The sequence below is a fragment of the Pseudomonas sp. GW821-FHT07B01 genome, from assembly GCF_059419065.1.
The window spans coordinates 77,254-102,072 of sequence record NZ_JBWKRA010000020.1 but is presented as its reverse complement, the minus strand read 5'-3'; the positions used below and the strand labels follow the sequence as shown (position 1 = coordinate 102,072).

Sequence of the window (24,819 nt, the reverse complement as noted above, 5' to 3'; positions counted from 1 at the left end):
GTTAAACGCTGAGGGCAGCGCGCAATTGCGCTTCGAGGCCAGCGGCGTCCAGTTCCTGGCCGATCAGCACCAGGCGCGTGGTGCGTGCTTCGTCAGCGCCCCAGGCACGGTCGAAGTGTTTGTCAAAGCGCGTGCCCACGCCCTGGATCAGCAGGCGCATCGGTTTGTTGGGGATCGCGGCGAACCCTTTCACCCGCAGGATGCCGTGCTGCACCACCAATTGGGTCAGGGCGTCGAGCAGCAGCGCCTCATCGGCTTGGGGCAAGTCGATGGAGATGGAGTCGAAGGCATCGTGATCGTGGTCGTCTTCACCTTCGTGGTGATGGTCGTGATGGCTGTGACGCCCGTCGATATGTTCCTCGGAACCGACGCCCAGGCCGATCAGCACGTCCAGGGGCAGGCGACCGCTGCTGGCTTCGATGATCTTCACCGCGGCCGGCAGTTCTTCGGCGACTTCCAGGCGCACGCGGGCCAGGTCTTCGGCGCTGATAAGGTCGCTTTTGTTGAGGATCACCAGGTCGGCGCTGGCCAGTTGGTCGGCGAACAACTCATGCAACGGCGACTCGTGGTCCAGGTTCGGGTCAAGTTTGCGCTGGGCGTCGACCTGGTCCGGGAAGGCGGCAAAGGTACCGGCGGCCACGGCCGGGCTGTCGACCACGGTGATCACCGCGTCAACGGTGCAGGCGCTGCGGATTTCCGGCCACTGGAAGGCTTGCACCAACGGCTTGGGCAGGGCCAGGCCCGAGGTTTCGATGAGGATATGGTCCAGGTCACCGCGACGGGCGACCAATTCGCGCATCACCGGAAAGAACTCTTCCTGCACCGTGCAGCACAGGCAACCGTTGGCCAGTTCGTAGACGCGGCCATTGGCTTCTTCTTCGGTGCAACCGATAGAACACTGCTTGAGGATTTCACCGTCGATGCCCAGCTCGCCGAACTCGTTGACGATCACCGCAATGCGACGGCCCTGGGCGTTGTCGAGCATATGGCGCAACAGCGTGGTTTTGCCCGAGCCAAGGAAGCCGGTAACGATGGTGACGGGAAGTTTGGCCAGTGTTTTCATCGGATGCCCTTTGGGGCGGGCATACGGGACGACAGGCCCTGCGGCGGCGCGCAGCAGCGGATTTCGTCACCGGATCACCCCGCCCGGTTGAATTGGAAAATCGGTTGCGAGGCAGGTCTCCTGGCTTGGGGTGTGCAGGTCTTGCGACCAACGCTGACTGCGCCTTCCCGCCCTATCGGCAGTGGCGTGGCAGTCAACTGAACCCTTCACAGTTGCGGGGGCAGCCGCGGCTTGAACCGCGTTCCCTTCTTAGCTTCGGCCTGGGCCGAAGAACCTCGAAGATGCAAGGCTACAGTGGCTTGCAGCATTTGACTACCGTCCCGGCCCATGCTCTCCTACACGCCTTGTTTCGGGTGCCCTTCACAGGGTGAAACGGGAAACCGGTGCGTCATAGACCTATGACCAGTCCGGTGCTGCCCCCGCAACGGTAAGCGAGCGAAGCGTCACGGCCACTGTGCTTTTGCATGGGAAGGCGATGCTTTCAGGAGGACTCTTTCAAGAGCCGCCCCTCGCAAGCCCGGAGACCGGCCCGAAAAATTCAGATAACAAACCCGCGGTGGGCGGGCGCTGTTCAGAACCCTGCGTGCCTGGCGCGTGGGGTTTTCATGCGCTCGTTTCACCCTGACACCTGAAAGGGACGCGCCATGTCGATCATCAGCAGCACTTCGCACACCGCTACTAGCACCGCCACCCTCAGCCAACGCCTGACCGCCGCCATCGGTGCGTCGATCCTTGGCGCGTGCCTGGTGTATTTCGCCGGGTTCTCGCATATCGAGGCGGTGCACAACGCCGCCCACGATACCCGCCACAGCGCTGCGTTCCCGTGCCATTGAGAGCTGCCGACATGATCAAGCGTATTGCGCAAACCGCAGGGTTCACTGGGCTTTTGGCTGCCTTGCTGCTGACCCTGCTGCAAAGTTTCTGGGTGGCACCGCTGATCCTGCAGGCGGAAAGCTTTGAAAAAGCCCCGCCAGCCGCCGAAATGGTGCACGAGCACGCCGCTGGCGCTGCTGCCCACAGCCACGATGCCCAAGCCTGGGAGCCGGAAGATGGCTGGCAGCGTGTGTTGTCCACCACTGGAGGCAACCTGGTGGTGGCCGTAGGCTTTGCACTGATGCTCGCCGGCCTCTACACGCTGCGTGCGCCGACCCGCACCGCCCAAGGCCTGCTCTGGGGCCTGGCCGGCTACGCGACCTTTGTACTGGCCCCCACCCTGGGCCTGCCACCGGAACTGCCGGGCACTGCGGCCGCGGACCTGACACTGCGCCAGACCTGGTGGATCGGCACCGCAGCCTCCACCGCCGCCGGCCTGGCGCTGATCGTGTTCGGTCGCAATTGGCTGTTGAAAGGCCTTGGGCTGGCGATTCTTGCCGTGCCCCACGTCATCGGCGCGCCGCAACCTGAGGTACATTCGATGCTGGCCCCGGAGGCGCTCGAAGCGCAGTTCAAGATCGCCTCGCAATTGACCAACGTCGCTTTCTGGCTGGCCCTGGGCCTGATCAGCGCCTGGTTGTTCCGCCGCAACCGCGACGACCAATACTCGGCATGATCCTGGTTGTCGGCTTGGGCTGCCAGCGGGGCTGTGAGGTTCACAGCCTGCTGGCGTTGCTCGACAGCGCCCTGGCCGAGGCCAGCATTGAGCGCTCACACATTACGGCGCTGGCAAGCATTGAGCCCAAACGCGATGAGCCCGGGATGCTGGCCCTGGCCCAGTGCCTGAACTTGCCTTTGCAATTTTTCTACGCAGAACAACTGGCGGGCTATGAGCATCGGCTGAGCTATCGCTCAGCGCTGGCTTTTGCTCACACCGGCTGTTACGGCGTGGCCGAAAGCGCCGCCCTGGCCCTGGCCGAACAGCTGTCCGACAGCCCTGCCCGCCTGCTGATCCCGCGAAAGAAAAATACCCAAGCGACCCTGGCATTAGCCTGCGCCGGTTAAAATCTCGATAATTGCCACTCTCGATCATGAGCGTTGTTCATGCTCGCTCGTTTCTCAACAGGATTTTTCATGACCGTCTACTTTATTGGCGCCGGCCCCGGCGACCCGGAATTGATCACCGTCAAGGGCCAGCGGCTGATCCGCAGTTGCCCGGTGATCATCTACGCCGGCTCGCTGGTGCCCGCCGCCGTACTGGAAGGTCATCAGGCGCTCCAGGTGGTCAACAGCGCCGAGCTGCACCTGGAACAAATCATCGAGCTGATCAAGACGGCCCATGCCCAAGGCCAGGATGTGGCGCGGGTGCACTCCGGTGATCCCAGCCTGTATGGGGCGATTGGTGAACAAATACGCCATTTGCGTGAGCTGGGCATCCCTTTCCAGATCATTCCAGGGGTCACGGCGGTCGCCGCGTGCGCGGCCCTGCTGGAGACCGAACTGACCCTGCCGGACATCGCCCAAAGCGTGATCCTGACCCGTTACGCCGATAAAACCCGCATGCCCCCCGGTGAAGACTTCGACAGCCTGGCGCGGCATGGCACCACGATGGCGATTCATCTGGGGGTCAATCATCTGGAGAAAATCGTTGCCGAGCTGCTGCCGCACTATGGCGCAGACTGCCCGATTGCCGTGGTACACCGTGCCACCTGGCCGGATCAGGAGTGGGTGTTGGGCACGCTGAGTGACATTGCCGAGAAAGTCGCGGCCAAGGGGTTTCGGCGGACAGCGTTGATTGTGGTGGGCCGGGTGTTGTCCAGTGACAGTTTCAGCGAGTCGTCGCTGTACCGCGCAGGGCATGCGCACCTCTATCGCCCCTGAAGCCAGCTCCCACACTTGATCTGCTTTATCAGATATATTTTGCAACTCTATGAATTTAAATAATAAAAAAACGGCGCTCACGGGCGCCGTTTTTTTGTTCGCAGTGAACACCTTACTCAGTAGTAGGCGTTTTCTTTCTGCGTGTGGTCAGTCACGTCACGTACACCCTTGAGTTCAGGAATACGTTCCAGCAGCGTGCGCTCGATGCCCTCACGCAAGGTCACGTCCGCCTGGCCGCAGCCCTGGCAGCCGCCGCCGAACTTCAGTACGGCGATACCGTCATCCACCACGTCGATCAGGCTCACCTGGCCGCCATGGCTGGCCAGCCCCGGGTTGATCTCGGTTTGCAGGTAGTAGTTGATACGCTCATTGACCGGGCTGTCGGCGTTGACGTTCGGCACCTTGGCGTTGGGGGCCTTGATGGTCAACTGGCCGCCCATACGGTCGGTGGCGTAGTCGACCACGGCGTCGTCCAGGAAGGCTTCGCTGAAGGCATCGATGTACGCGGTGAAGCTTTTGAGCCCCAGGGCGGTGTCTTCAGGCTTCTCTTCGCCGGGCTTGCAGTAGGCAATGCAAGTCTCGGCATACTGGGTGCCGGGCTGGGTGATAAAGACGCGGATGCCGATACCCGGGGTGTTCTGCTTGGACAGCAGGTCAGCCAGGTAATCGTGGGCGGCGTCGGTAATGGTTATGGCAGTCATGGAAACTCCTCACAGGCTTGCCCGCAGTTTACGCCAAATTATTACGCAGGTACAAAGTCCGAGTATTTTTGTCGGGAAAGACCTGTTCCTGTTGGCCTGACGCATCGTGACACCTGGCCATTTCTGCGAAAACCTGTGCCTACCTATATAGCCCCCCCGCAAACCCCGGCTCAATAGAGTGAATCCTCTTCGACTACGGATTGTGAGGATTGAATGAATAACGCATTGCAGAGCTTCTATTTCAAGGGCTTGCCGGAACAGCAAGTGCATTTGGACCATCTGATTGATTTCGTGACGACACAAGGCTCGCTGACGGCATCCGCCGCCGAGGTGTACTACTGCCCCCCGCACAACAGCGAACTGCATCGCGAGTGCAAGGAAGCCTTTCGAGTCTTGGCAAAGCTGGAAGCCGATGAAGACTTTCAGCGCTTCCTGCGGGAAAAGCCCGAACCGGATGATTCCATTATCGGCCGGGACTTCCTTTACGACCTGCTCTCCACCTTGTTCAGCAGCACGCGCTCACCGATACCCGACCCTGCCGAAACGTTCAGCATTGCCGACCATTCGGTCATCCTGCGCCATATGCCCACCTATTGGTACATCGACGCCGACGTGTTGCTGGATATCAACCGGCGTGTGGGTAACGGCCTCAAAAGCGACGGTTCGGTGCGGTTTGATCTGGTGCTCAAGTATTACTCGATCATCCCGGCACAGCCCAAAACCCGCGAGCAGTGGAAAGCGGTTCTCGCTGTCTTGCAGGAACATCACACCCTGAAAAAACTCGGACACGAAGGCAACCTCAGCGATTTGCAGCACTTGCTGGATGCGCCTGCCGACCAGAAAATCAAGGAGATTATCCGCCAGATCGAAACACAAACCCGTCAATCGCTGTTCCGTCATGTATTGCCCGAAACATTTACCGCCTCACAACAGGACATGCTCACCACCACCCCCACCGCGCTGCTCGAGCAAGTGCTCAATAGCCCCGATAACCTGGCACTGGGCGAACGGATTGCCAAGGCCTTGGACTGGTATGGCAGCCAGAAGGACGAAATCTGCCCAGACCCGGTACGGGTGAAATTACTGTGGCGCGCGTTGTGGCTGACGATCATTCCCAGCACCGACTCGCTGATCGACAACGAATTGAAACTATTCATCGCGCCTGGCGCGTCTTATTCGTCGGTCCGCCAATCCTTGATCAGCCGCTATGAACATAGCTTGTCGATCAGCGCTGACGCGGCACAATTGGCGGTGTGCGTCCTCAAGGCCAATGTTGCCAGCGAAGTCTGGGTGGCCGATATTCCCGATGACCTGCCCTACGCTGCCACCAGTACCTGGGTCAATTTCAGAAGCGGCTTTCTGCTGGCCGAAACGATTGCACCGGGTTCATCGCGCCACATGAGTTTCGAACAATTGCTCAACCTGGCGGCGGAACACTTTCGCGCCAGCGGCGATGACATTAAACAACAGGCACTGGTCGCAGCGGCCAAGTTGGGCCCCACCGTGCAATGGGCACAGGCCAACGGCCTGATCGCCAGCCGATCGTCGGGCCACTCACGCGATGAGCTCACCCAGGCCGTCACCGCCCTGGAGCAGCATGAATATGAGATGTTCAACGCAATTCAGAACCTCAAACTCAAACTGCCCAGCCGTTGGCGCTTTGTCTCGGACATGGAGTACGACAAAGCCTTTCGCGACGCCCTTGAGGTGCCGAGAAACGCCTACAAGACCTTAATCCAGTCACTGCTTGCGCACCTGGGCAATGCGACCCTGGATGTGGATCAGGACGAGATCACCGTGTATTCATTAAGAGAAGCCCTGGACAAGGTGCCCATCGAATATGAAACCAAAGCCAAGACCGATGCCGTTCGTTACCGGACAGGTTTTATCCTACGCATCGCCAAGCCCCGCTCGCCCCTCCATGCCATCTACATCGAGGTATTCCCCTTCGCCGGCCTGCTGCGTCGACGCAAAGACCTGCAAAGCCTACCGCTAAACGGCAAAGTGGTAGAGCTACGCGACGCCATGAGCTGGGACAAGTACAGGCTGGCCACCGAAGTACCGTTTGATCGAGAGGCTTACCGCGAGAACAAAGCGCCCAGACCAGGCAAAAAAGCTGAGTTGATCGTTGAACAAGTCGGCGAGACACTGCCTGGCATCGACGCAGGGCCGCGCATCCCATCGTTCGCGCCCAACACGCTGTATGCGCCGCGCAGTGAAACCCTGGCAAGCATGATTGCCCGCGAGCTGTTTTTCTGCGATGAGCAAGCCCTCCTGGAAAAAACCCGCAAAGACACGCGGGAGGTAGACATTCCCGCTGAGGTACTCGAAGACTTGGCGTTCTGGGGCAAGATTTTTATCCCGTTTTGGGGCGGTATCGACGACATCGCCTCCGGTGATCCCCAGCGCATCAAGTCAGGCGTCGCCGGCCTGTTCATTGACATCGTAGCTTTCGCGTTGCCGGTAGGGCGGTATGTGGCCGGCTCCACCCGCCTGCTCATCCACGCAGGCAAGACCGGGCTGCGCCTGGCGCTGCCTAAGCTCGCGAAACTGACCGGGAAGCTGGTAATTGCCACGCTCCACGAACTCAACCCCCTGGCCGCCCTGCCCAGCCTGCTCAGGCTCGCGCGCTTTGGTTTGCTCAAGCTGGGACATAAATTGATGCGCCAGGCAAAACGGGGTATTGCCCAGCTGCGCGATGGGACGATCGCCGCAAGGCACATACGCTCGGTTGACCCTGACAGCTGGAAGCCGCTGCAGGCGGGCGATCAACTGTTTACCGTGGACGGCTTCGCCAATGTCCCGATGCGCAACGTCGGCAGCCTCGAGGCGCCGGATTATCGCTTGATCGATACCGCCTCCAATAAAGCCTTCGGGCCGCGCTTTAGAGAGCCGATCACGGTCATCAGCAACAGCAGCCCGTTGATTCGTCAGTACGCGGTTGACCCGGAGTTGATCAGAGGCCTCAAGCCCGACGCACGCGGTATCTTCTCCCGAGCGGACTACAACCAGAAGTTCATCTGTAATGTTGATGACGAGGGCAAAATCGCGGTGTACCAGGTCCGCGACAATTCCTATGGGTTCATTCAGGAGGCCGCCGCGGGCGCCGACACCAGCTTTTCTATCGTACTGGTCAATCCGAGGAGCAATCGCGATTTGTCGATCACGCTGTCGTCGGTGGAGCCTGGTCATTGGTATTCAGGCCCGATCAAGCTCGCGGGCGGCGCGCCGGATGCGCCAAGCGTGGTAACGCCCTCAGTGCTGTTGAAATGGACCGAGGCCAGTGAAGACGCCCTGAAAAAAACCATGGACAACTTCGTCAGCACTTACAACCTGGACCCCAGCGCCTTTCGGCAGTTCGTCAACAGCCGCAACACCCTGACACCCCGAGGGCGAAAGATGCTGGACCGAGCAGGGACCGCCCGCACCTGCGTCACTTACGAGCATATGGAGCACTGGAGCAAGGCGTCCCAGCGCGAGCGCAACAGCCTCACCCTTGAAGGCTTCGCCGCCGACCATAACCTGGACCCGGTGGCCTTTGCCGAGCATGTAAACATTGATGGCACCTATCGAGCGGCAGGCAAAGTACTCGCCAAATACGCCAGAGGTGAACAATTCGACGACCTGAAACCCGAACACCTGCAAGAGTGGAACAAGCACTACAACGCCACCAACTCAAGGGTGTCCATGCACGCATTTGTCGAGCAGAACAACCTCAACCCGGTTATCTGGAGTGACTACGTCAATGACAATGGCAGCATGACCCGCGCCGGTAGAGAAAGGTGGCTGTTCGGACAACGAAGCCCGGTGGACGAGCCCGTGGCCAGGAAGCGGCCTGCGCCCCCCACGGCAGGTAGCTCAAAACGTCCGCGGCTGGACGATGACGCCACACCCACGCGGCGCCGATCCACTTCAATCACGGCGTCTTTTGATCATAAAATCAACAATAATGCGCCAATTCTGCAAGACCCCAACGACGTCAGGCGCAGCTTGACCCTTGAACTTGAAGGTCCGTTGCAAAAAATAGAGATCACCGACGCCAACCAGTTTTTTGACGAGTTCACCGGCCTGCAATACGTCGAAGTCAAAGAGGCTGCAACCAAGAGTATCCGTGAATGGATCGCCAAGGAAGGCAATCATCATCGCCGGCTTGATCGCCTTTTGGAGGTCAAGAAACTGCAGGAGGGCCCAGAGCGTGGCCTGTCGGTTGTAGCCAGAACCGATATAAAACGCTTCGATGTCCTTGGGCCGTATACCGGCAAGCTGCATCTTGATCAAGCCTCGATCAATACCGAGATACTGGAAAAAGGTGAAGCGGCCGTCGGCACGTATTTATTCCAGACCCACACTCATGGCGCGACTATCAGCGGCCACGGTAACAGCAACACGCTAAGCCTGATCAATGCGGTCAAGGTGCCCAATCTGCCCGACGTTGGCATCGAAAATGTCGGCGCCCTGTATGTAGGCAAATACATGGTGTTCATAGTCGCTTGGCGGGATATCCCTGCCGGGACCGAGTTGCTGATGGACTATGGTAAAGCCTACTGGAAGTACGTGAGGCCCTGAGCCGCCAAACGGCAGTCCTAATGCTTTTGCCTGATGGGTAACGCATCATCAATGCCAAACCAATGTTTGAGCCTGCGATGCGTAGCCTTATACAACACCTGGTAACTGGCCAATACGCCCAGCGCAATGACGGCGATGCACACCGCTATCATTGCCCTGTGCTCGATGGCCCAGCGCAACGCGAGCAGTTATAGGTTCTCATAGCGGTTCATGTCCAATACGCCCTCTTCCACCGGCGTGGTTTCGTGAATGTACCGCGACAAGTCATGGAAGTACTGCCAGAACAGCGGGTGACTGCGGCGCACACCCCAGCGGTCGACGATTTTCTCGAAGCTCTTGGCGTCCTTGGCCTGCTCCATCTGCGCGACAAACTCAGGCACTTGCCGGGCCGGGATATTGAACATGAAGTTCGGGTAGCTGCTGAGCACGCCTGGGTAGATCGTCACCGTGTCCAGCCCCGGCTGATAGCGATACGCCTCTCCCAGCAGGAACGCCACGTTACTGTGGGCACGGTTGCGCAGCAGGCTGTAGACCTCGCGCTTGCCGCTGGCGGTTTCGATGCGCAGCATGGTGGCTTCGGGCAATTGCTCGATCACCTTGAGCCCCGCCGCCGGCCGCGAGGTCAGGCGGCTCAGGGCTTGCTCGGCATCCTGCAAGGCCGGGTCAATGCCGTCGCGGGAGCAGAACGCGCCGCTGCAGCGGTTGATCGGGTCGGGGCTGGCGTTCAAATGGCCGTAGCGGGTCAGCAACTGGTTGGCGAAGTCACGCTTGGGGTCCTTCTCGCTCAGGTGCAAACCACTGGCCTTGTCATCGTCAATCGCTTCGTAGTCCAGCCACAGCTTGAGCTTGCCGCTGTTCTGGTACCAATCGTCCATGAAGTCTTCACGGGTGTCGGCGGGCATCAGGCGTAGGAAGTTCTGCTCGGCGCCGTTGCGGATCAGGTCGAAATACAGGCGGGTCTGGGCCTGGTGCGAGACGTTGCCAAACACATCGAAATTCACCGCCAGCTGGTAATAGGTGCGTTCCAGCAGTGGGTAGTCGAACAGCCACATCGTCTGCGGAACCTCGCCAATCAGGCCCTTGGTCACCGAGGCGCTGTCGAAATGGCGGAAAATGCTCAACAAGGCGTTGTCATTGCCCGCCCACAATGTCGACCAGCTCGGCGCCGGCAGGTCTGCATAGTTGTCACGGCGCAAGGCTTCGTATTGGTTGCGCTTGTCACGATAGGCCAGCCACAGGCTCAGCACACTGCCCACGTCGTCATTCTGCCCGGGCATGGCCAGCAACGGCGTGGCCTGGCCGCGATAACGCGCATCGGTGATGTACAGATCGTGGTCGGGGTCCTGGAACAGCGTCCAGAAGTTATCGCGGATCACGTCCGTGGCGATCTGCCCACGGCACACCGGCCCGCGAATGAAGGTACGCACGAAGTACTCAGCGTTATCGAGCATGAATTGGTAGCGCGCTTTAGCCGGGATGGCTTCGAATGTCGCGAACGGGTTGGCGCGGCTGCCGGGGCCGTAGCCTGGCAAGGCCGTGACCTGCCAGTCGCCGGCGTAGAACAACGCCTTGATCCGCGCCATCTTCGCCGCGCTGAAGGGGTAAGTGATGTGGGTTTTATGCACGATCACGCCCTGCACTGGCCACAGGCGGTAGTACACCTGGGTGCCTGGGTCGTCGTTGGGGCGACGTGTGGCGATCAGATCAATCGGCTGGCCACTGGGCGTACGCGAACGCACCCACTGGAAGTAATGCCCCGGCTCGCCGTTCTCGAAATAGATATGCGCCAGGAACAAATGCTCGAACAGCCAGCGCGCCACCAGGCTTTCCCGGGCGCCCGGCTGGTTGAACAGGTTTTCCCACTGTTGCACTTGCAACGCTTCCCTGGCACTCGGCGCCAGGCCCTGCTCGTCAATCGGCGCGCCGGAGGCCAGCCAGCGTTGCAAAGTCTGGTATTGCTGATCGGTCAGGCCGGTGACCGCCAGCGGCATACCTTCCTTGGGGTGAGCGCCGGCATAGGCACTGAACTCGCCGGGCGTTGCGCACATATTTTCGCGGTTGAGCCCCAGCACAATGTTGTCGGGCAGCTTGGCATTGGGCGCCAGCGGCGCGTTGTGCCCCAGCTCCAGCATGCGCGCCATCAGCGCAGCCTGGCTGCCCTGGGCGTCCAGCACCGAATAGAAGCCCTTTTGCTGCCACGCCTGCTTACCGAATGCGTCATAAAACAAACGCGTCGTTGGCGTGGCCTGGCTGCGCTCGCCGTCATACACCGGCATTTTGCTTGCACCGCGCGCGGCGCCCTCGGCACTGCCCAGGTTGAGCTGGCAGGCGGAGTCGTAGCAGGCGTGGCAGGCCACGCATTTCTCGGTGAAGATCGGTTGGATATCGCGGGTGTAGGAGATCGCCGAAGCGGGACCTTCTGCCTGCGCAGTACTGGCTATCAAGGCCAGGACGGCGCTGACGATCAAACGAAGTGACATGTATCCGGTCCCGATTCAAGGCGTGCGGTGTGTGAAATGGCGGTGATTCTACCGGGCCATGACCGCCAGCAACATGAGCGATATTCATGCACAACCCGGACATGCTCCAAATCGGCACAGGTTTGCTATGATTCACGCCCTCCGTAATGCCTGACCAGAGTAGTCCCATGCCCGATCGTAGCGCTCGCCTGCAAGCCCTTCACCAAGCCCTCGAGGAACGCATCCTGATCCTTGATGGTGGCATGGGCACGATGATCCAGAGCTATAAGCTCGAGGAGCAGGACTACCGTGGCAAACGCTTCGCCGATTGGCCAAGCGACGTCAAGGGCAACAACGACCTGCTGGTGCTGACCCGCCCGGACGTGATCGGCGGCATTGAAAAAGCCTACCTGGACGCCGGCGCCGACATCCTTGAAACCAACACCTTCAACGCCACGCGTATCTCCATGGCCGATTACGGCATGGAAGAACTGGCCTACGAACTGAACGTGGAAGGCGCACGCCTGGCGCGCAAGGTGGCCGACGCCAAAACCCACGAGAACCCGGCCAAGCCGCGTTTTGTCGCCGGTGTACTGGGCCCGACCAGCCGTACCTGCTCGCTGTCGCCAGACGTGAACAACCCCGGCTACCGCAACGTGACTTTCGATGAGCTGGTGGAAAACTACACCGAAGCCACCAAGGGCCTGATCGAAGGTGGCGCCGACCTGATCCTGATCGAAACCATCTTCGACACCCTCAACGCCAAGGCCGCGATCTTCGCGGTGCAAGGTGTGTTCGAGGCGTTGGGCGTGGAACTGCCGATCATGATCTCCGGCACCATCACCGACGCCTCAGGTCGTACCCTGTCGGGCCAGACCACCGAAGCGTTCTGGAACTCCGTGGCCCACGCCAAGCCGATCTCGGTCGGTTTGAACTGCGCCCTCGGCGCCAGCGAGCTGCGCCCCTACCTGGAGGAGTTGTCGAACAAGGCCAACACCCACGTTTCGGCGCACCCTAATGCTGGCCTACCCAACGAATTCGGCGAGTACGACGAGCTGCCATCGCAAACCGCCAAGGTCATCGAAGAGTTCGCCCAGAGCGGCTTTCTCAACATCGTCGGCGGCTGCTGCGGTACCACACCGGGCCATATTGAAGCCATCGCCAAGGCCGTGGCCGGTTACGCGCCGCGCCCGATCCCGGACATTCCCAAGGCCTGCCGCCTGTCGGGCCTGGAGCCGTTCACCATTGATCGCCGTTCGCTGTTCGTCAACGTCGGCGAACGTACCAACATCACAGGCTCGGCCAAATTCGCCCGCCTGATTCGCGAAGACAACTACACCGAAGCCCTGGAAGTCGCCCTGCAGCAGGTGGAAGCCGGCGCCCAGGTGATCGATATCAACATGGACGAGGGCATGCTGGATTCGAAGAAGGCCATGGTGACCTTCCTCAATCTGATCGCCGGTGAGCCAGACATCTCCCGCGTACCGATCATGATCGACTCTTCCAAGTGGGAAGTGATCGAAGCCGGGCTCAAGTGCATCCAGGGCAAGGGCATCGTCAACTCCATCAGCATGAAGGAAGGCGTAGAGCAGTTCATTCACCACGCCAAGCTGTGCAAGCGCTACGGCGCGGCGGTGGTGGTGATGGCGTTCGACGAAGCCGGTCAGGCTGACACCGAAGCGCGCAAGAAAGAAATCTGCAAACGCTCTTACGACATCCTGGTCAATGATGTCGGTTTCCCGCCGGAAGACATCATCTTCGACCCGAACATCTTCGCGGTCGCCACCGGTATCGAAGAGCACAACAACTATGCCGTCGATTTCATCAACGCCTGTGCCTATATCCGTGATGAGTTGCCCTACGCGCTGACCTCCGGTGGCGTGTCCAACGTGTCGTTCTCGTTCCGGGGCAACAACCCGGTGCGCGAAGCGATCCACTCGGTGTTCCTGCTGCATGCGATCCGTGCGGGCCTGACCATGGGTATCGTCAACGCCGGCCAGTTGGAGATCTACGACCAGATCCCCGCCGAGCTGCGTGACGCCGTCGAAGACGTGGTACTCAACCGTACGCCGGACGGCACCGACGCCCTGCTGGCGATTGCCGACAAGTACAAGGGCGACGGCAGCGTCAAGGAAGCCGAGACCGAGGAATGGCGTGGCTGGGAGGTCAACAAACGTCTGGAACACGCGCTGGTCAAGGGCATCACCACGCACATTGTCGAAGACACCGAAGAATCGCGCCTGTCGTTTGCGCGCCCGATCGAAGTGATCGAAGGCCCGCTGATGTCCGGCATGAACATCGTCGGCGACCTGTTTGGCGCCGGTAAGATGTTCCTGCCCCAGGTGGTGAAATCCGCCCGGGTGATGAAGCAGGCGGTGGCGCACTTGATCCCGTTCATCGAGCTGGAAAAAGGCGACAAGCCCGAAGCCAAGGGCAAGATCCTGATGGCCACGGTCAAGGGCGACGTGCATGACATCGGCAAGAACATTGTCGGCGTGGTGCTGGGTTGCAACGGCTATGACATCGTCGACCTGGGGGTGATGGTACCGGCGGAGAAGATCCTGCAGGTGGCCAAGGAGCAGAAGTGCGACATCATCGGTCTATCCGGCCTGATCACGCCGTCTCTGGATGAAATGGTGCATGTGGCCCGCGAGATGCAGCGCCAGGATTTCCACCTGCCGCTGATGATCGGGGGCGCCACCACCTCCAAGGCGCACACGGCGGTGAAGATCGAGCCCAAGTACAGCAATGACGCGGTGATCTACGTCACCGACGCCTCCCGCGCCGTGGGCGTGGCCACCCAGTTGCTGTCCAAGGAGTTGAAGGCCGGCTTCGTCGAAAAGACCCGTCTGGAATACATCGACGTACGTGAGCGCACCTCCAACCGTAGTGCACGCACCGAGCGCCTGAGCTACCCGGCGGCCATCGCCAAGAAGCCGCAGTTCGACTGGAGCAGCTACACCCCGGTGGTGCCAACCTTTACCGGCGCCAGGGTGCTGGACAATATCGACCTCAACGTCCTCGCCGAATACATCGACTGGACGCCGTTCTTCATCTCCTGGGACCTGGCCGGCAAGTTCCCGCGCATCCTCACCGATGAAGTGGTGGGTGAAGCGGCAACCGCGCTGTATGCCGATGCCCGGGAAATGCTCAAGAAACTGATCGACGAAAAACTCATCAGCGCCCGTGCGGTGTTCGGTTTCTGGCCGACCAACCAGGTGCAGGACGATGATCTGGAAGTGTACGGTGACGACGGCCAGCCCATCGCCAAACTGCATCACTTGCGCCAGCAAATCATCAAGACCGACGGCAAGCCGAACTTTTCCCTGGCCGACTTCGTCGCGCCCAAGGACAGCGGCGTGACCGACTATATCGGTGGTTTCATCACCACCGCCGGCATCGGTGCCGAAGAAGTGGCCAAGGCTTACCAGGACGCCGGCGATGACTACAACTCGATCATGGTCAAGGCCCTCGCCGACCGTCTCGCCGAAGCCTGCGCCGAATGGCTGCACCAGCAAGTGCGTAAAGAGCACTGGGGCTATGCCAAGGACGAGCAACTGGACAACGAAGCACTGATCAAGGAGCAGTACAGCGGCATACGCCCTGCCCCCGGCTACCCGGCGTGCCCGGACCACACAGAAAAGGCCCAGCTGTTTCAACTACTGGACCCAGAGGCGCGTGAAATGCACGCCGGGCGCAGCGGCGTATTCCTTACCGAGCACTACGCGATGTTCCCGGCGGCGGCGGTCAGTGGCTGGTACTTTGCCCACCCACAGGCGCAGTATTTTGCGGTGGGCAAAGTCGACAAGGATCAGGTGACCAGCTACACCGCACGCAAAGGCCAGGACCTGAGCGTGACAGAGCGCTGGCTGGCGCCGAACCTGGGTTACGACAACTGAAGGCCTGCCCGGCTCGTTACCGCCGTGTCGACGGCCCCGGTTGCGGCGATGCCGGACCGGGCCGTGGCGCTACGGTGACAGTTGCCTGTAATGCCTGCATCTCCTTAACAATTGTCGGGACAGCCCCAGCAAACGCTGGCCCTTGATCAGCCGTCGCATACCGGTACGCCTCGGTATCGTGCAGTGGTTCGAGCAAATGGAAAAACCGCTCATGCCCCGGCTCATCGGCCAGTTGTTGCCATAACTGCCGCCTGGGGACGGCCAGGTCCTGCGGTGGTCGCTGTACTTGTCGCCAATGGCAAAATACACACAGCCTGTCAGCCTGATTTTCATCAGGCTCATTCCCGCACATAACCTGAAGTTGCTGCCGGTTGCTTGTCAACGAAGCGCTGGGTGGGTAGATCAGACATTCGGTCATTCCTGGGATTGGGAATGACAGAACATCACCCTCCAGACGCTGCTCGGTGGTGAATATATACGGTGCAGGGTCGTTAGCACCCCAACTGATAGGCTCGCGGTAATCACCTACCGCACCCGCAATGACCAAATGCGATTTCCTGTGCCGGACCGATTCCCGGTCCGCTGGGCCGGCAGCTCAGAACAACCGGTTTTACACAGGAAACGGATTTCGTCATGCCCGAACCCATTACCCCCGCGTCAACCCTGGCCTTTCGCCAATTACCCGCCCAAGCCGTACATGCGCGTTTCGCCACCCGCCCAGCCTTGTATTCAGTGCTGTTGAACGCCCTGCGCGAGCGTATTCTGGAACGCTACCCGTCGTTGAAGCTGGACTGGCAGACGGTCAAACTGGCAAGCCCTCAGCCATCCGGCGGTTACGCCTATCCTGCATTGATGGAAGTGGCTATTGCCCATGTGCTGAACCCGCGGACGCTTGACCTGCACTCCGTGCGCGAGCGTCCCTACTTCCTCACCCAGACGCCACCCGAAGTGATCAAGCCCGAGGGCCTGCCGGGTCTCGACATGCAAGTAATCGCACAGATCATCGACGAGCTGCCAGCCTCGCTTTATCTGTACATGCAGCATGAACTGGCCGACTACTGGAGCCAGGTTGACGAGCATGGCAACAGTCGCTGGCAGTGGCTCAGCGAGTTCCTCAATGGTCGGATGACCGCCGCGGCGGCGGGTCCTTCAACCCTGACCGACACGCAGCGTGACATGTTGGCGGTGGTCGCCGCCTGGCCGGCACAACGTGAGCGCCTGCCCCGCTCTTCACCTGCCACCTATGTGTATTTCATAGAAACCACGCTCGCCGACGCCGGCAAAACCGTGCGCGTACTCACCCCAGATCTGCTGCTGGTACGTGAAAAACAGCTGCTGCTGTACAGCGTGGCCGGCAAGATCGACACGTTCGACTCACTGGCGGCGTTCAGCCAGGCCTGGGGCGCGAAGATGCAGGAGCAGTTCCGATTCGACAGCCTGACCTGGCGGCGCAACGAGCCGGTCGCCAATGTGTTTGAGCAACAGGCGGGGCTGATCCTCAATACACACCTGGAAGACCTGGAGACCCTGTCTTTCCAGGGTCAAGACGAAAAAACCCTTGAGCAGCACCTGGAGAAAATCACCGATCCGGCACGCTATTTCATCGACGTCCCGATCGCCGCCGCCGAACGGCTCGATGCCGTGAGCCAGCGACTGCCGGCATGGCTCGCACAAGCCAGCAGCGCTGATCGATTTGCCTACCATCGCCATCTGCAGGACATGGCGCAGGTGCTGCAAAAAAACCAGGGCCGCGCGTTCAACGAAGGCATTGAAAACATCCACACGTTCAGCCGGGCCGCGCTACGCAAGCAGATGCAGGCTGATCACGGCGACGTCGACCCCGATGCCGTGCTGTTGGATTTCACTGTGGCCGCCGGTTATCCAGGGGGAGCCGGAATTGTCGAGCATGTGCGCATGTCGCTGACGGACCTGGCTCTGAAGAACCTCGCTGGCAAGCCCTCTGGCACGCTGAAGCTATCCTCCAGCACGACAACACCGTTGCCAGGCTGGTTGAACGAAGATTACCTGTTGGGCAGCAGCGGCCTGATCCAGCGCGTTGATATTGGCACTACCTACCCTGACGCTCTCAAAGAGCTGTTGTTATCCAACACCGCCGATGCCCAGCGCAGGGAGTCGCTGTTTACTCGTGAACTCAAGGTTCATCTGCCGATGCAGGCACTGGAATACAAGATCCGCCAGCAACACGGCATGACCGTCACCGGTTATCGGTACGTCAAGGCGCTGATGGCGCAAATGCCCGCCGACAGAGTGGTTGATGGCCAGGAAATCGTCTTGCGCCCGCTGGCTCTGTGCCGCAAAGCCGGGGCTTCGCCGGATCAGGCAAACAACATGTTCATCATCGAGCCACGCGATATCAGTGCGGGTCCACATTTGCTGTATCGACCGTTGTATGCCGACGCCCTGCATCAATACCCCAGCCGCCAGGCGCTGTTGGAGGCCATTGCCCAGCCAGGCGAGTTGCAAAACAGCGTGCTGGACTGGTTATCGGAGAAAGCCCGCCCCATCTATGCCCACGGCGGAATCAAAGAACCGCACATCATTCGTTTCCTGCCCGGCGATGAATACAGCCTGGCCGAGAAACCCGCCCCGGCGACCCTGGCGGTTGATGAGGGTGCCGGTGAATGGCTGCAATCGCAGGTCAACGGCCAACTGCTTAATCATCTGTTCGGCAGTACAGCGCGGGCGCTGGTCGATTTGGCGGACCGTGAATCAGTCTCCAACACCGAAAGCCGCTGGGCCGTCTTGATGGAAGGTGCGTGGTTGCTGTTCAACACCTTGTTGCTGCCGCTGGTACGCGGCCCAGCCATGTTGGCGGGCTGGTTCCTGGTGCTGGTCGCCAGCCTGGAGCAGGATCTGGCGGGGTTGGACAGCACGGACCCGATTACGCGTGAATCGGCATTGATCGATCTGCTGCTCAATACCGCCATGGTGTTGCTGCATGGCGCATCCGCGTCTGGCAGGCCGTTACTGGAAGCTGATACAGAGGCCCGTGGTTTGCGACTGGCAGCCTGGCGCCGTGCCCCGGGCATGCCGGAACCGGAACAAATGTCAGCAATACGCGAGGGCGTGGTGTCGCTGCCCGGTGAGCCGCCGGCGACGGGTGATACGGTGCTGGACTTCAGCCGGTCCCTGGCCAGCCCTCAAGCCAGTGAACGGCTCAGAGCGATGCTCGATATTCAGGTGCCCTGGCCCTCGTCACTGCCGGCCCCGCAAGCGAGCGGTGCACTCAAGGGCCTCTACCGCATCGACGGCGTCTGGCACGCCAGCCTTGGCGGGCTGCTGTTCCAGGTCAGCGTGACACCGGGGTTCGGCGAGGTCTACCTGGTGCACCCCAAACATCCTCAACATCCAGGCTTCAGGCTGATAAGCGACGGCCAAGGACATTGGCGCCTTGACCGCCACGCGAGGCTCAACGGCGGCATGCCCCGTGACCGATTGAGTACCTGGCAAAAGGAACGCGCCGAACGCCTGCGGACTCTGAATTCAGAGCTCACAGCGCTCAACGCCACGATGTTTTCCTTGATGGGTGCCTCTTTTACCTCTGAAAGAGCCCTGACGATCGCCCGTACCAATCTGGTCGAACAGAGTAAGAACCTGCGCAAGGATTGGTTGCTGCTGGCCAGTTCCAAGAGCATTCCGAAACTGCACGCCGAAGTGGTCAAGCGTCATGAGCAACGCCGCATTGCAACCGCACAGGCCAGGATCCAGTGGGATATTGCCCTGGACAACCAGCGCCGACACGGGCTACCCGTTGTCGAACTGATGAAAAAAATCCAGGCCAAGGCCAACGAGCTGATGAGCCTGGACAGGACTGACCCGGCCCACGAGCGCGCGCGGGACAGGGCCATCAAAACCCTTTACAGCTTCTGGGGCGGGCTTTATGAGTCTCTCTCCCAACGAATGTCAGACACCCTTGAAACCGAGCGCGGCGAAAGTTATGACGAACTGAATGCGCGCACTAAGCAGGAGTTGCCCAATGACATCACCGATGCCTACGACGACTACATCAACCTGCAAAAACGCCAGGTCCAGGCGCTCGAACACATGATCGAGCCCGCAGAAAAAATCGAGACACTGCTCAAGGAAGCTACCCCGGCAACGCGTCAGTTTTTACTGCAAGACAGGCCCACCGATCAAAACATCCACTCAGTGATCATCAAGCAACATGCGCTGCTGGTGTTCATCGACTTGGTATTAAACCGTGCGCATGGCTCAAGGGAGTTGGCGGAGTATCCTTTCGTCAGTGAACTGACCGACCCACGCACGGCAACCAGCCTGTCGGCGCATACGGAAATGATGACGACCAGCGGCTACTCGACCCTAGAGCAGATCGATGTACTCAAGAGTGTCCTGGAGCGCTATGAGCAATTGGAAAACGCCGTCAACTCATTGACTGAAATGGGTTCAGGGTTTATTCGCGAAGAATATCGCGAGCCCTTCCTGCAACATCTGGCCCAAGCCCGCACCAGCCTTGAAACCCAACTGGCCCATTCGATTCTGGTCGAGGAGGGTTTTGCCCCTGTCACGCCCCCCGACAGCGCCACGCGACTCAAAGCCTCGAGTCGCAGAGTCATCACCACCCGCGACAGGAGGACCCTGGTAGGAGACTTGCGTGCCGGCCAGCCGGATGCGCCAGGCAATTTCGTCGATATCAAAGACCCGCTGACCGGCAAGACGCTCGCCACCTACCTTGAACACGCCAGTGAGGGGTTCTGGAATGTCGTTGAGCCAGCCCGCGCCGCACCGCCTGCTGATGTGGCGCTTAAGCGCCCACTGAGGGCAATAGAGGCACAGGCACAAACGGTCAAAGACGAGCGCGCGGGAATTGATCGCAGTATTCATTTTCAACAACGCAAACTCAACGACCCCAGCCGACTGGAAAGCCTGGCCCCCCATGAATGGGATGTCATGCTGACGCAACATGCGCAAAAATTCACAATCCTGGCTGAAGAACTCAAGCGCGACCATGCCACAGACGCCCGTGCCACCGAGCTGATCGACCGTTACCAGGAAGAGGCCGCCGCCGCCACCCGGCAAGCACGCGAGGCATGCAGCCTCGGTTACAAGTTGCAGCGCCCCAGGGCAGCCCATGTGGCCTATTTATGGCGACACGGTTTTGTCGACATCAACCTGGTCCGCAGCCGTGTCCCGTTAAAAGCGGGGGACTACCTGACCGAGTATGCGATACGCGATAAAAGCAAAATCAGGGAAGGCAAACAAGGTGAGGATGCCGTGCTGTGGTACGCCCACTTCCACTACGCGACGGCCGACAAGCCGCCTGCCAGCCCTGACTTCGGGCATCTGAAAACCAAAGCTGAACGGCTGTATACCCGCAAGGACCTGATCGAGCGGGCACGTGCCGACAACCGGGCCGTGGTCAACCTGGAGAAAGCCGAGATCAAGCCGCCGCTGGACCAACAGCTATTCCTGGGTCTGGAGGTGCTCAGCCCAAGATAAGCCGTAACCGATTGTCTATGCTCTGTACGATGACCCCGTTGACGAGGGCTGTATGGACGACCCAATCGATAACAAGCCGCCGACCTTCTGGCAGATGCTGCACAGCGTGATGGCGGCGGCTTTTGGTGTGCAAAGCGGCAAGAACCGCGCCCGCGATTTTACCCACGGCAAGCCTAGCCACTTTGTAATGCTGGGCATCCTGTTTACGGTGGTGTTTGCCTTGACCTTATTTGGCATCGTCAAATTGGTGCTGCACCTGGCCGGGGTTTAACGCAGCAGTAGTTGCAAGCTGAACGGGTAACGGTAGGACGGGGGCTTGCCCACCGCCGACAGTGCGCGAAATTCCACCGACCGCATGGGCCCCATCAGGCGCCGTGCCTGGGCAACATCGATCAATTGGAACAAGGCCTGTTGGCGGTTGCGACCGCCACGGGCGCCGATATCGACACCCTTGGCCTCATCATGGATCAACACCATTGCCCAGCCGCCCAGGGTGAAGTGCCCCGCCACCAGCGTACTCAGGCGCCCGTCCAGGCGTGCTGCAAGGATCTGCGGCGAACTGTTGACCGCACTGAACAACACATCCTTGCCCGGTACCCGACCGCTGTCTTGCAGGGCCTGCATGGCGCCCAATGCCATCTCATCATTGGCCGACCACACCAGCGCCGATTGTGGATAGCGCTTGAGCATCTGCGTGGCTTGTTCGTAGGCGCGCTGGCGGTTCCATTCACCGTAGACCAACTGGCGCAGGCGCACTTGCGGATGTTCGGCCAGGGCGCGGCGCAGGCCCTGTTCACGCAACTGCGCCGCCGGTGTGGTCTTGGCACCGGAAAATGCCAGCAGGTCCAGCGTTGCGCCAGAAGCGATCGGCCCGTGTTGGCGCAACAAGTCGGTCAACATCAGGTAGCCGGCCTGCTCGTCGTCCGCGACCATGCTGCCGATCAACCGGGTGTCGTGGTAGGCGTCCAAGAGCTGCGTCTGGTCGGGCGTCAGGGCGTTGTTGACGATCAGTAATTTCACCCCGCTGCCCTGGGCCATGCGCATGATTTGCGGGGCAACGTATTGCTCATTCACCAGCACCAGGTAGTTGGGCCGCTGATCGCCCAGCAGTGCCTCTCGCGCATGGGCCAGGGTGACTTGGTTGTCACGCTCGGAATAGCGCACACGCAAATCCAGGCCGAGGTCCTTGGCGCCGGCCTGCATGAATTGCGCATAACTGACCCAGAAGGTTTCCGAAGACCGGCCAGGGTTGAGAAACACCACCGACGCAGCCTGGGCGATGGCCCCGTACGCCGACCCCAGCAACCACACACACGTCATCAGAACCTTCAACATGGTTGTCTGAACCTTGAATATAGAGCGCCATGATAGTGGCAATTAGACATTCAATCGAGGTTCAATCAACCCGCAGCTTTACTGGTGGCTAACCCAGAACACGGCGGTTCCCACCACCAGGATGATCAAAAATAAAATGGCCCAGGCATCCACGGTACTGTCGGGTTTACGGGCTTTGGTGGAATTGCTCATCGCATCGCCTCTTGTCGGTTTTATAGGTGACTGCACTAAGACTCGATCACAGTAAAGACCAGAGTTGTCCCTGTGACAAATGTGGGTATGGCGATAACGGTTCTCATTAGTCAGTTTGGTTATTTACATATACCCAAACATCACTTTTGCGCATATACGCAAACTGTTATCGTGCGCCGGCTCCGTTGGGAGTGCGCGGCCGTGCGCGCAGATTTGCCGAGAACAGGACCTATATGTACGTATACGACGAATACGATCAGCGCATCATCGAGGACCGCGTCAAGCAGTTCCGTGATCAGACCCGACGCTACTTAGCAGGTGAACTGAGCGAAGAAGAGTTCCGCCCTCTGCGCCTGCAAAATGGCCTTTACGTTCAGCGCTTTGCGCCGATGCTGAGGGTGGCCGTGCCCTATGGCCAACTGACGTCGCGCCAGACGCGAATGATGGCCAAGATCGCCCGCGACTTCGACAAAGGCTATGCCCACATCAGCACGCGCCAGAACGTGCAGTTCAACTGGCCAGCCCTGGAAGATGTGCCGGACATCCTGGCTGAACTGGCTACCGTGCAGATGCACGCCATTCAGACCAGCGGTAACTGCCTGCGCAACGTGACCACCGACCAATTTGCCGGCGTCGCTGCCGATGAGCTGATCGACCCACGGCCATGGTGTGAAATCGTGCGCCAGTGGACCACCTTCCACCCCGAATTCGCCTACCTGCCGCGCAAGTTCAAGATCGCCATCAACGGCTCGACCTCGGACCGTGCGGCCATCGAAGTACACGACATCGGCCTGGAGCCGGTGTACAACGCCGCCGGCGAGCTGGGCTTTCGCGTATTGGTCGGCGGTGGCCTGGGCCGTACCCCGGTGGTCGGTGCGTTCATCAACGAGTTCCTGCCGTGGCAGGACCTGTTGAGCTACCTCGACGCCATCCTGCGGGTCTACAACCGCTATGGCCGTCGCGACAACAAGTACAAGGCCCGGATCAAGATCCTGGTCAAGGCGTTGACCCCTGAGGTGTTTGCCCAGAAAGTCGATGCCGAAATGGAACACCTGCGCGGCGGCCAGACCACCCTGACCGAAGCCGAAGTGCACCGCGTCGCAAAACACTTCGTCGACCCTGAGTACAAGGCCCTGAGCAATCAGGACGCCGAGCTGGCCGCACTCGACCAGCAACACCCAGGTTTCGCCCGCTGGCGCACGCGCAATACCCTGGCGCACAAGAAGCCCGGCTACGTGGCAGTGACCCTGTCGCTCAAGCCCACCGGTGTTGCCCCTGGCGATATCACCGACAAGCAGCTGGATGCCGTCGCCGACCTGGCCGAGCGCTACAGCTTTGGCCAACTGCGCACCTCCCACGAGCAGAACATCATTCTTGCGGACGTTGAACAAAGCCAATTGTTCACCCTGTGGGGCGAACTGCGCGAAGGCGGCTTTGCTACGCCGAACATCGGCCTGCTGACCGATATCATCTGCTGCCCGGGCGGCGACTTCTGCTCCCTGGCCAACGCCAAGTCGATCCCGATTGCCGAGTCGATCCAACGCCGTTTCGACGACCTGGATTACCTGTTCGACATCGGCGAGCTGGACCTGAACATCTCCGGTTGCATGAACGCCTGTGGTCACCACCACGTCGGCCACATCGGCATCCTGGGCGTGGACAAGAAAGGCGAAGAATTCTACCAAGTGTCCCTGGGTGGCAGCGCCAGCCGCGATGCGAGCCTGGGCAAGATCCTCGGCCCATCCTTCGCCCAGGAAGCCATGCCAGAGGTGATCGGCAAGCTGATCGACGTGTATATCGAACAGCGTACCGAAGATGAGCGCTTCATCGACACCTACCAGCGCATCGGCATCGACCTGTTCAAGGAGCGTGTCTATGCAGCGAATCATTAAGAACAACGCAGTCGTCGACGAAACCTGGCACCTGCTGCCCAAGGACGCGAGCTTCGACGGCATCTCCAACTGCGACGACCTGATCGTGCCGCTGGCACTGTGGCGCGAGCACGGCCATGCCCTCAAGGCCCGCGATGGCGGCCTGGGCGTGTGGCTGGACGCCGATGAAGAAGCCGAAGAAATCGGTGATGACGTGCAGCATTTTCAGGTCATCGCCCTGAACTTCCCGGCCTTCACCGACGGGCGCAACTACTCCAATGCCCGCCTGCTGCGTGACCGTTATGGCTACAAGGGTGAACTGCGGGCCATTGGCGACGTGCTGCGTGACCAACTGTTCTACCTGCACCGCTGCGGGTTCGATGCCTTCGCCTTGCGCGCGGACAAAGACCCGTACGAAGCGCTGGAAAGCCTCAAGGATTTCTCGGTGACCTATCAAGCGGCCACCGATGAACCTTTGCCGCTGTTCCGCCGCCGCTGACA

14 protein-coding genes and 2 riboswitches are annotated in these 24,819 nt (G+C 60.1%); of the genes, 10 read left to right on the top strand and 4 right to left on the bottom strand.

The window, feature by feature from the left end; all coding sequences use genetic code 11:
- Position 1 precedes the first annotated feature (1 nt).
- A complete protein-coding gene (cobW, locus tag AC07S6_RS20670; RefSeq protein ID WP_495112929.1) occupies positions 2-1,063 on the bottom strand; it encodes a cobalamin biosynthesis protein CobW in 1,062 nt (353 codons plus the stop codon).
- A 93-nt stretch (positions 1,064-1,156) separates the two neighbouring features.
- Positions 1,157-1,356, bottom strand: a riboswitch (cobalamin riboswitch).
- 41 nt (positions 1,357-1,397) lie between these two features.
- Positions 1,398-1,610: riboswitch (cobalamin riboswitch) on the top strand.
- Between the two features lie 97 nt (positions 1,611-1,707).
- On the opposite strand from cobW, the gene AC07S6_RS20665 reads away from it, so the two are divergent.
- From AC07S6_RS20665 to cobM, 4 genes are all read left to right on the top strand, one after another.
- Complete coding sequence (locus tag AC07S6_RS20665; RefSeq protein WP_003190735.1) at positions 1,708-1,896, top strand: CbtB domain-containing protein; 189 nt, start codon at positions 1,708-1,710, stop codon at positions 1,894-1,896.
- 11 nt (positions 1,897-1,907) lie between these two features.
- Positions 1,908-2,612 carry a CbtA family protein gene (locus AC07S6_RS20660; protein WP_020301552.1) on the top strand — a complete coding sequence of 235 codons (705 nt, stop codon included), beginning with the start codon at positions 1,908-1,910 and terminating at the stop codon, positions 2,610-2,612.
- Positions 2,609-3,001, top strand: coding sequence for a cobalamin biosynthesis protein (locus tag AC07S6_RS20655; RefSeq protein WP_495112928.1), 393 nt, complete (start codon positions 2,609-2,611; stop codon positions 2,999-3,001). The genes AC07S6_RS20660 and AC07S6_RS20655 overlap by 4 nt, the downstream gene beginning before the upstream one ends.
- Before the next feature lie 69 nt (positions 3,002-3,070).
- Positions 3,071-3,817 carry a precorrin-4 C(11)-methyltransferase gene (gene cobM / locus AC07S6_RS20650; RefSeq protein ID WP_495112927.1) on the top strand — a complete coding sequence of 249 codons (747 nt, stop codon included), beginning with the start codon at positions 3,071-3,073 and terminating at the stop codon, positions 3,815-3,817.
- A 116-nt stretch (positions 3,818-3,933) separates the two neighbouring features.
- Here cobM and nfuA read toward each other — a convergent pair whose 3' ends face one another.
- Positions 3,934-4,518 carry a Fe-S biogenesis protein NfuA gene (gene nfuA, locus AC07S6_RS20645; RefSeq protein ID WP_003190728.1) on the bottom strand — a complete coding sequence of 195 codons (585 nt, stop codon included), beginning with the start codon at positions 4,516-4,518 and terminating at the stop codon, positions 3,934-3,936.
- A gap of 213 nt (positions 4,519-4,731) precedes the next feature.
- On the opposite strand from nfuA, the gene AC07S6_RS20640 reads away from it, so the two are divergent.
- Complete coding sequence (locus AC07S6_RS20640; RefSeq protein WP_495112926.1) at positions 4,732-9,084, top strand: SET domain-containing protein; 4,353 nt, start codon at positions 4,732-4,734, stop codon at positions 9,082-9,084.
- Positions 9,085-9,272: 188 nt separating this feature from the next.
- Here AC07S6_RS20640 and AC07S6_RS20635 read toward each other — a convergent pair whose 3' ends face one another.
- Complete coding sequence (locus AC07S6_RS20635) at positions 9,273-11,564, bottom strand: fatty acid cis/trans isomerase (protein ID WP_490614060.1); 2,292 nt, start codon at positions 11,562-11,564, stop codon at positions 9,273-9,275.
- A gap of 167 nt (positions 11,565-11,731) precedes the next feature.
- Here AC07S6_RS20635 and metH point away from each other — a divergent pair, with 167 nt between their 5' ends.
- The 3 genes from metH to AC07S6_RS20620 all read left to right on the top strand — a co-directional run bounded on the left by metH (position 11,732) and on the right by AC07S6_RS20620 (position 21,191).
- Positions 11,732-15,442 (top strand): methionine synthase, encoded by a 3,711-nt coding sequence (gene metH, locus AC07S6_RS20630; protein WP_495112925.1) that lies wholly within the window; start codon positions 11,732-11,734, stop codon positions 15,440-15,442.
- 633 nt (positions 15,443-16,075) lie between these two features.
- Positions 16,076-20,920, top strand: coding sequence for a dermonecrotic toxin domain-containing protein (locus AC07S6_RS20625; RefSeq protein ID WP_495112924.1), 4,845 nt, complete (start codon positions 16,076-16,078; stop codon positions 20,918-20,920).
- Positions 20,921-20,972: 52 nt separating this feature from the next.
- Complete coding sequence (locus AC07S6_RS20620) at positions 20,973-21,191, top strand: DUF2970 domain-containing protein (RefSeq protein ID WP_019820265.1); 219 nt, start codon at positions 20,973-20,975, stop codon at positions 21,189-21,191.
- On the opposite strand, the gene AC07S6_RS20615 is transcribed toward AC07S6_RS20620, so the two are convergent.
- Entirely contained in the window at positions 21,188-22,255 is a 1,068-nt protein-coding gene (locus AC07S6_RS20615) for an ABC transporter substrate-binding protein (protein WP_495112923.1), read from the bottom strand. The genes AC07S6_RS20620 and AC07S6_RS20615 overlap by 4 nt on opposite strands.
- Positions 22,256-22,680: 425 nt before the next feature.
- Here AC07S6_RS20615 and AC07S6_RS20610 point away from each other — a divergent pair, with 425 nt between their 5' ends.
- Together AC07S6_RS20610 and AC07S6_RS20605 are read left to right on the top strand one after the other, a co-directional pair.
- The gene (locus AC07S6_RS20610) at positions 22,681-24,339 is read left to right on the top strand and encodes a nitrite/sulfite reductase (RefSeq protein ID WP_003190712.1); all 1,659 of its coding nucleotides are present in this window, start codon (positions 22,681-22,683) and stop codon (positions 24,337-24,339) included.
- Positions 24,323-24,817: a DUF934 domain-containing protein gene (locus tag AC07S6_RS20605; RefSeq protein ID WP_003190711.1), complete on the top strand. Its 495-nt coding sequence runs from the start codon at positions 24,323-24,325 to the stop codon at positions 24,815-24,817. The genes AC07S6_RS20610 and AC07S6_RS20605 overlap by 17 nt, the downstream gene beginning before the upstream one ends.
- Positions 24,818-24,819: the final 2 nt, after the last annotated feature.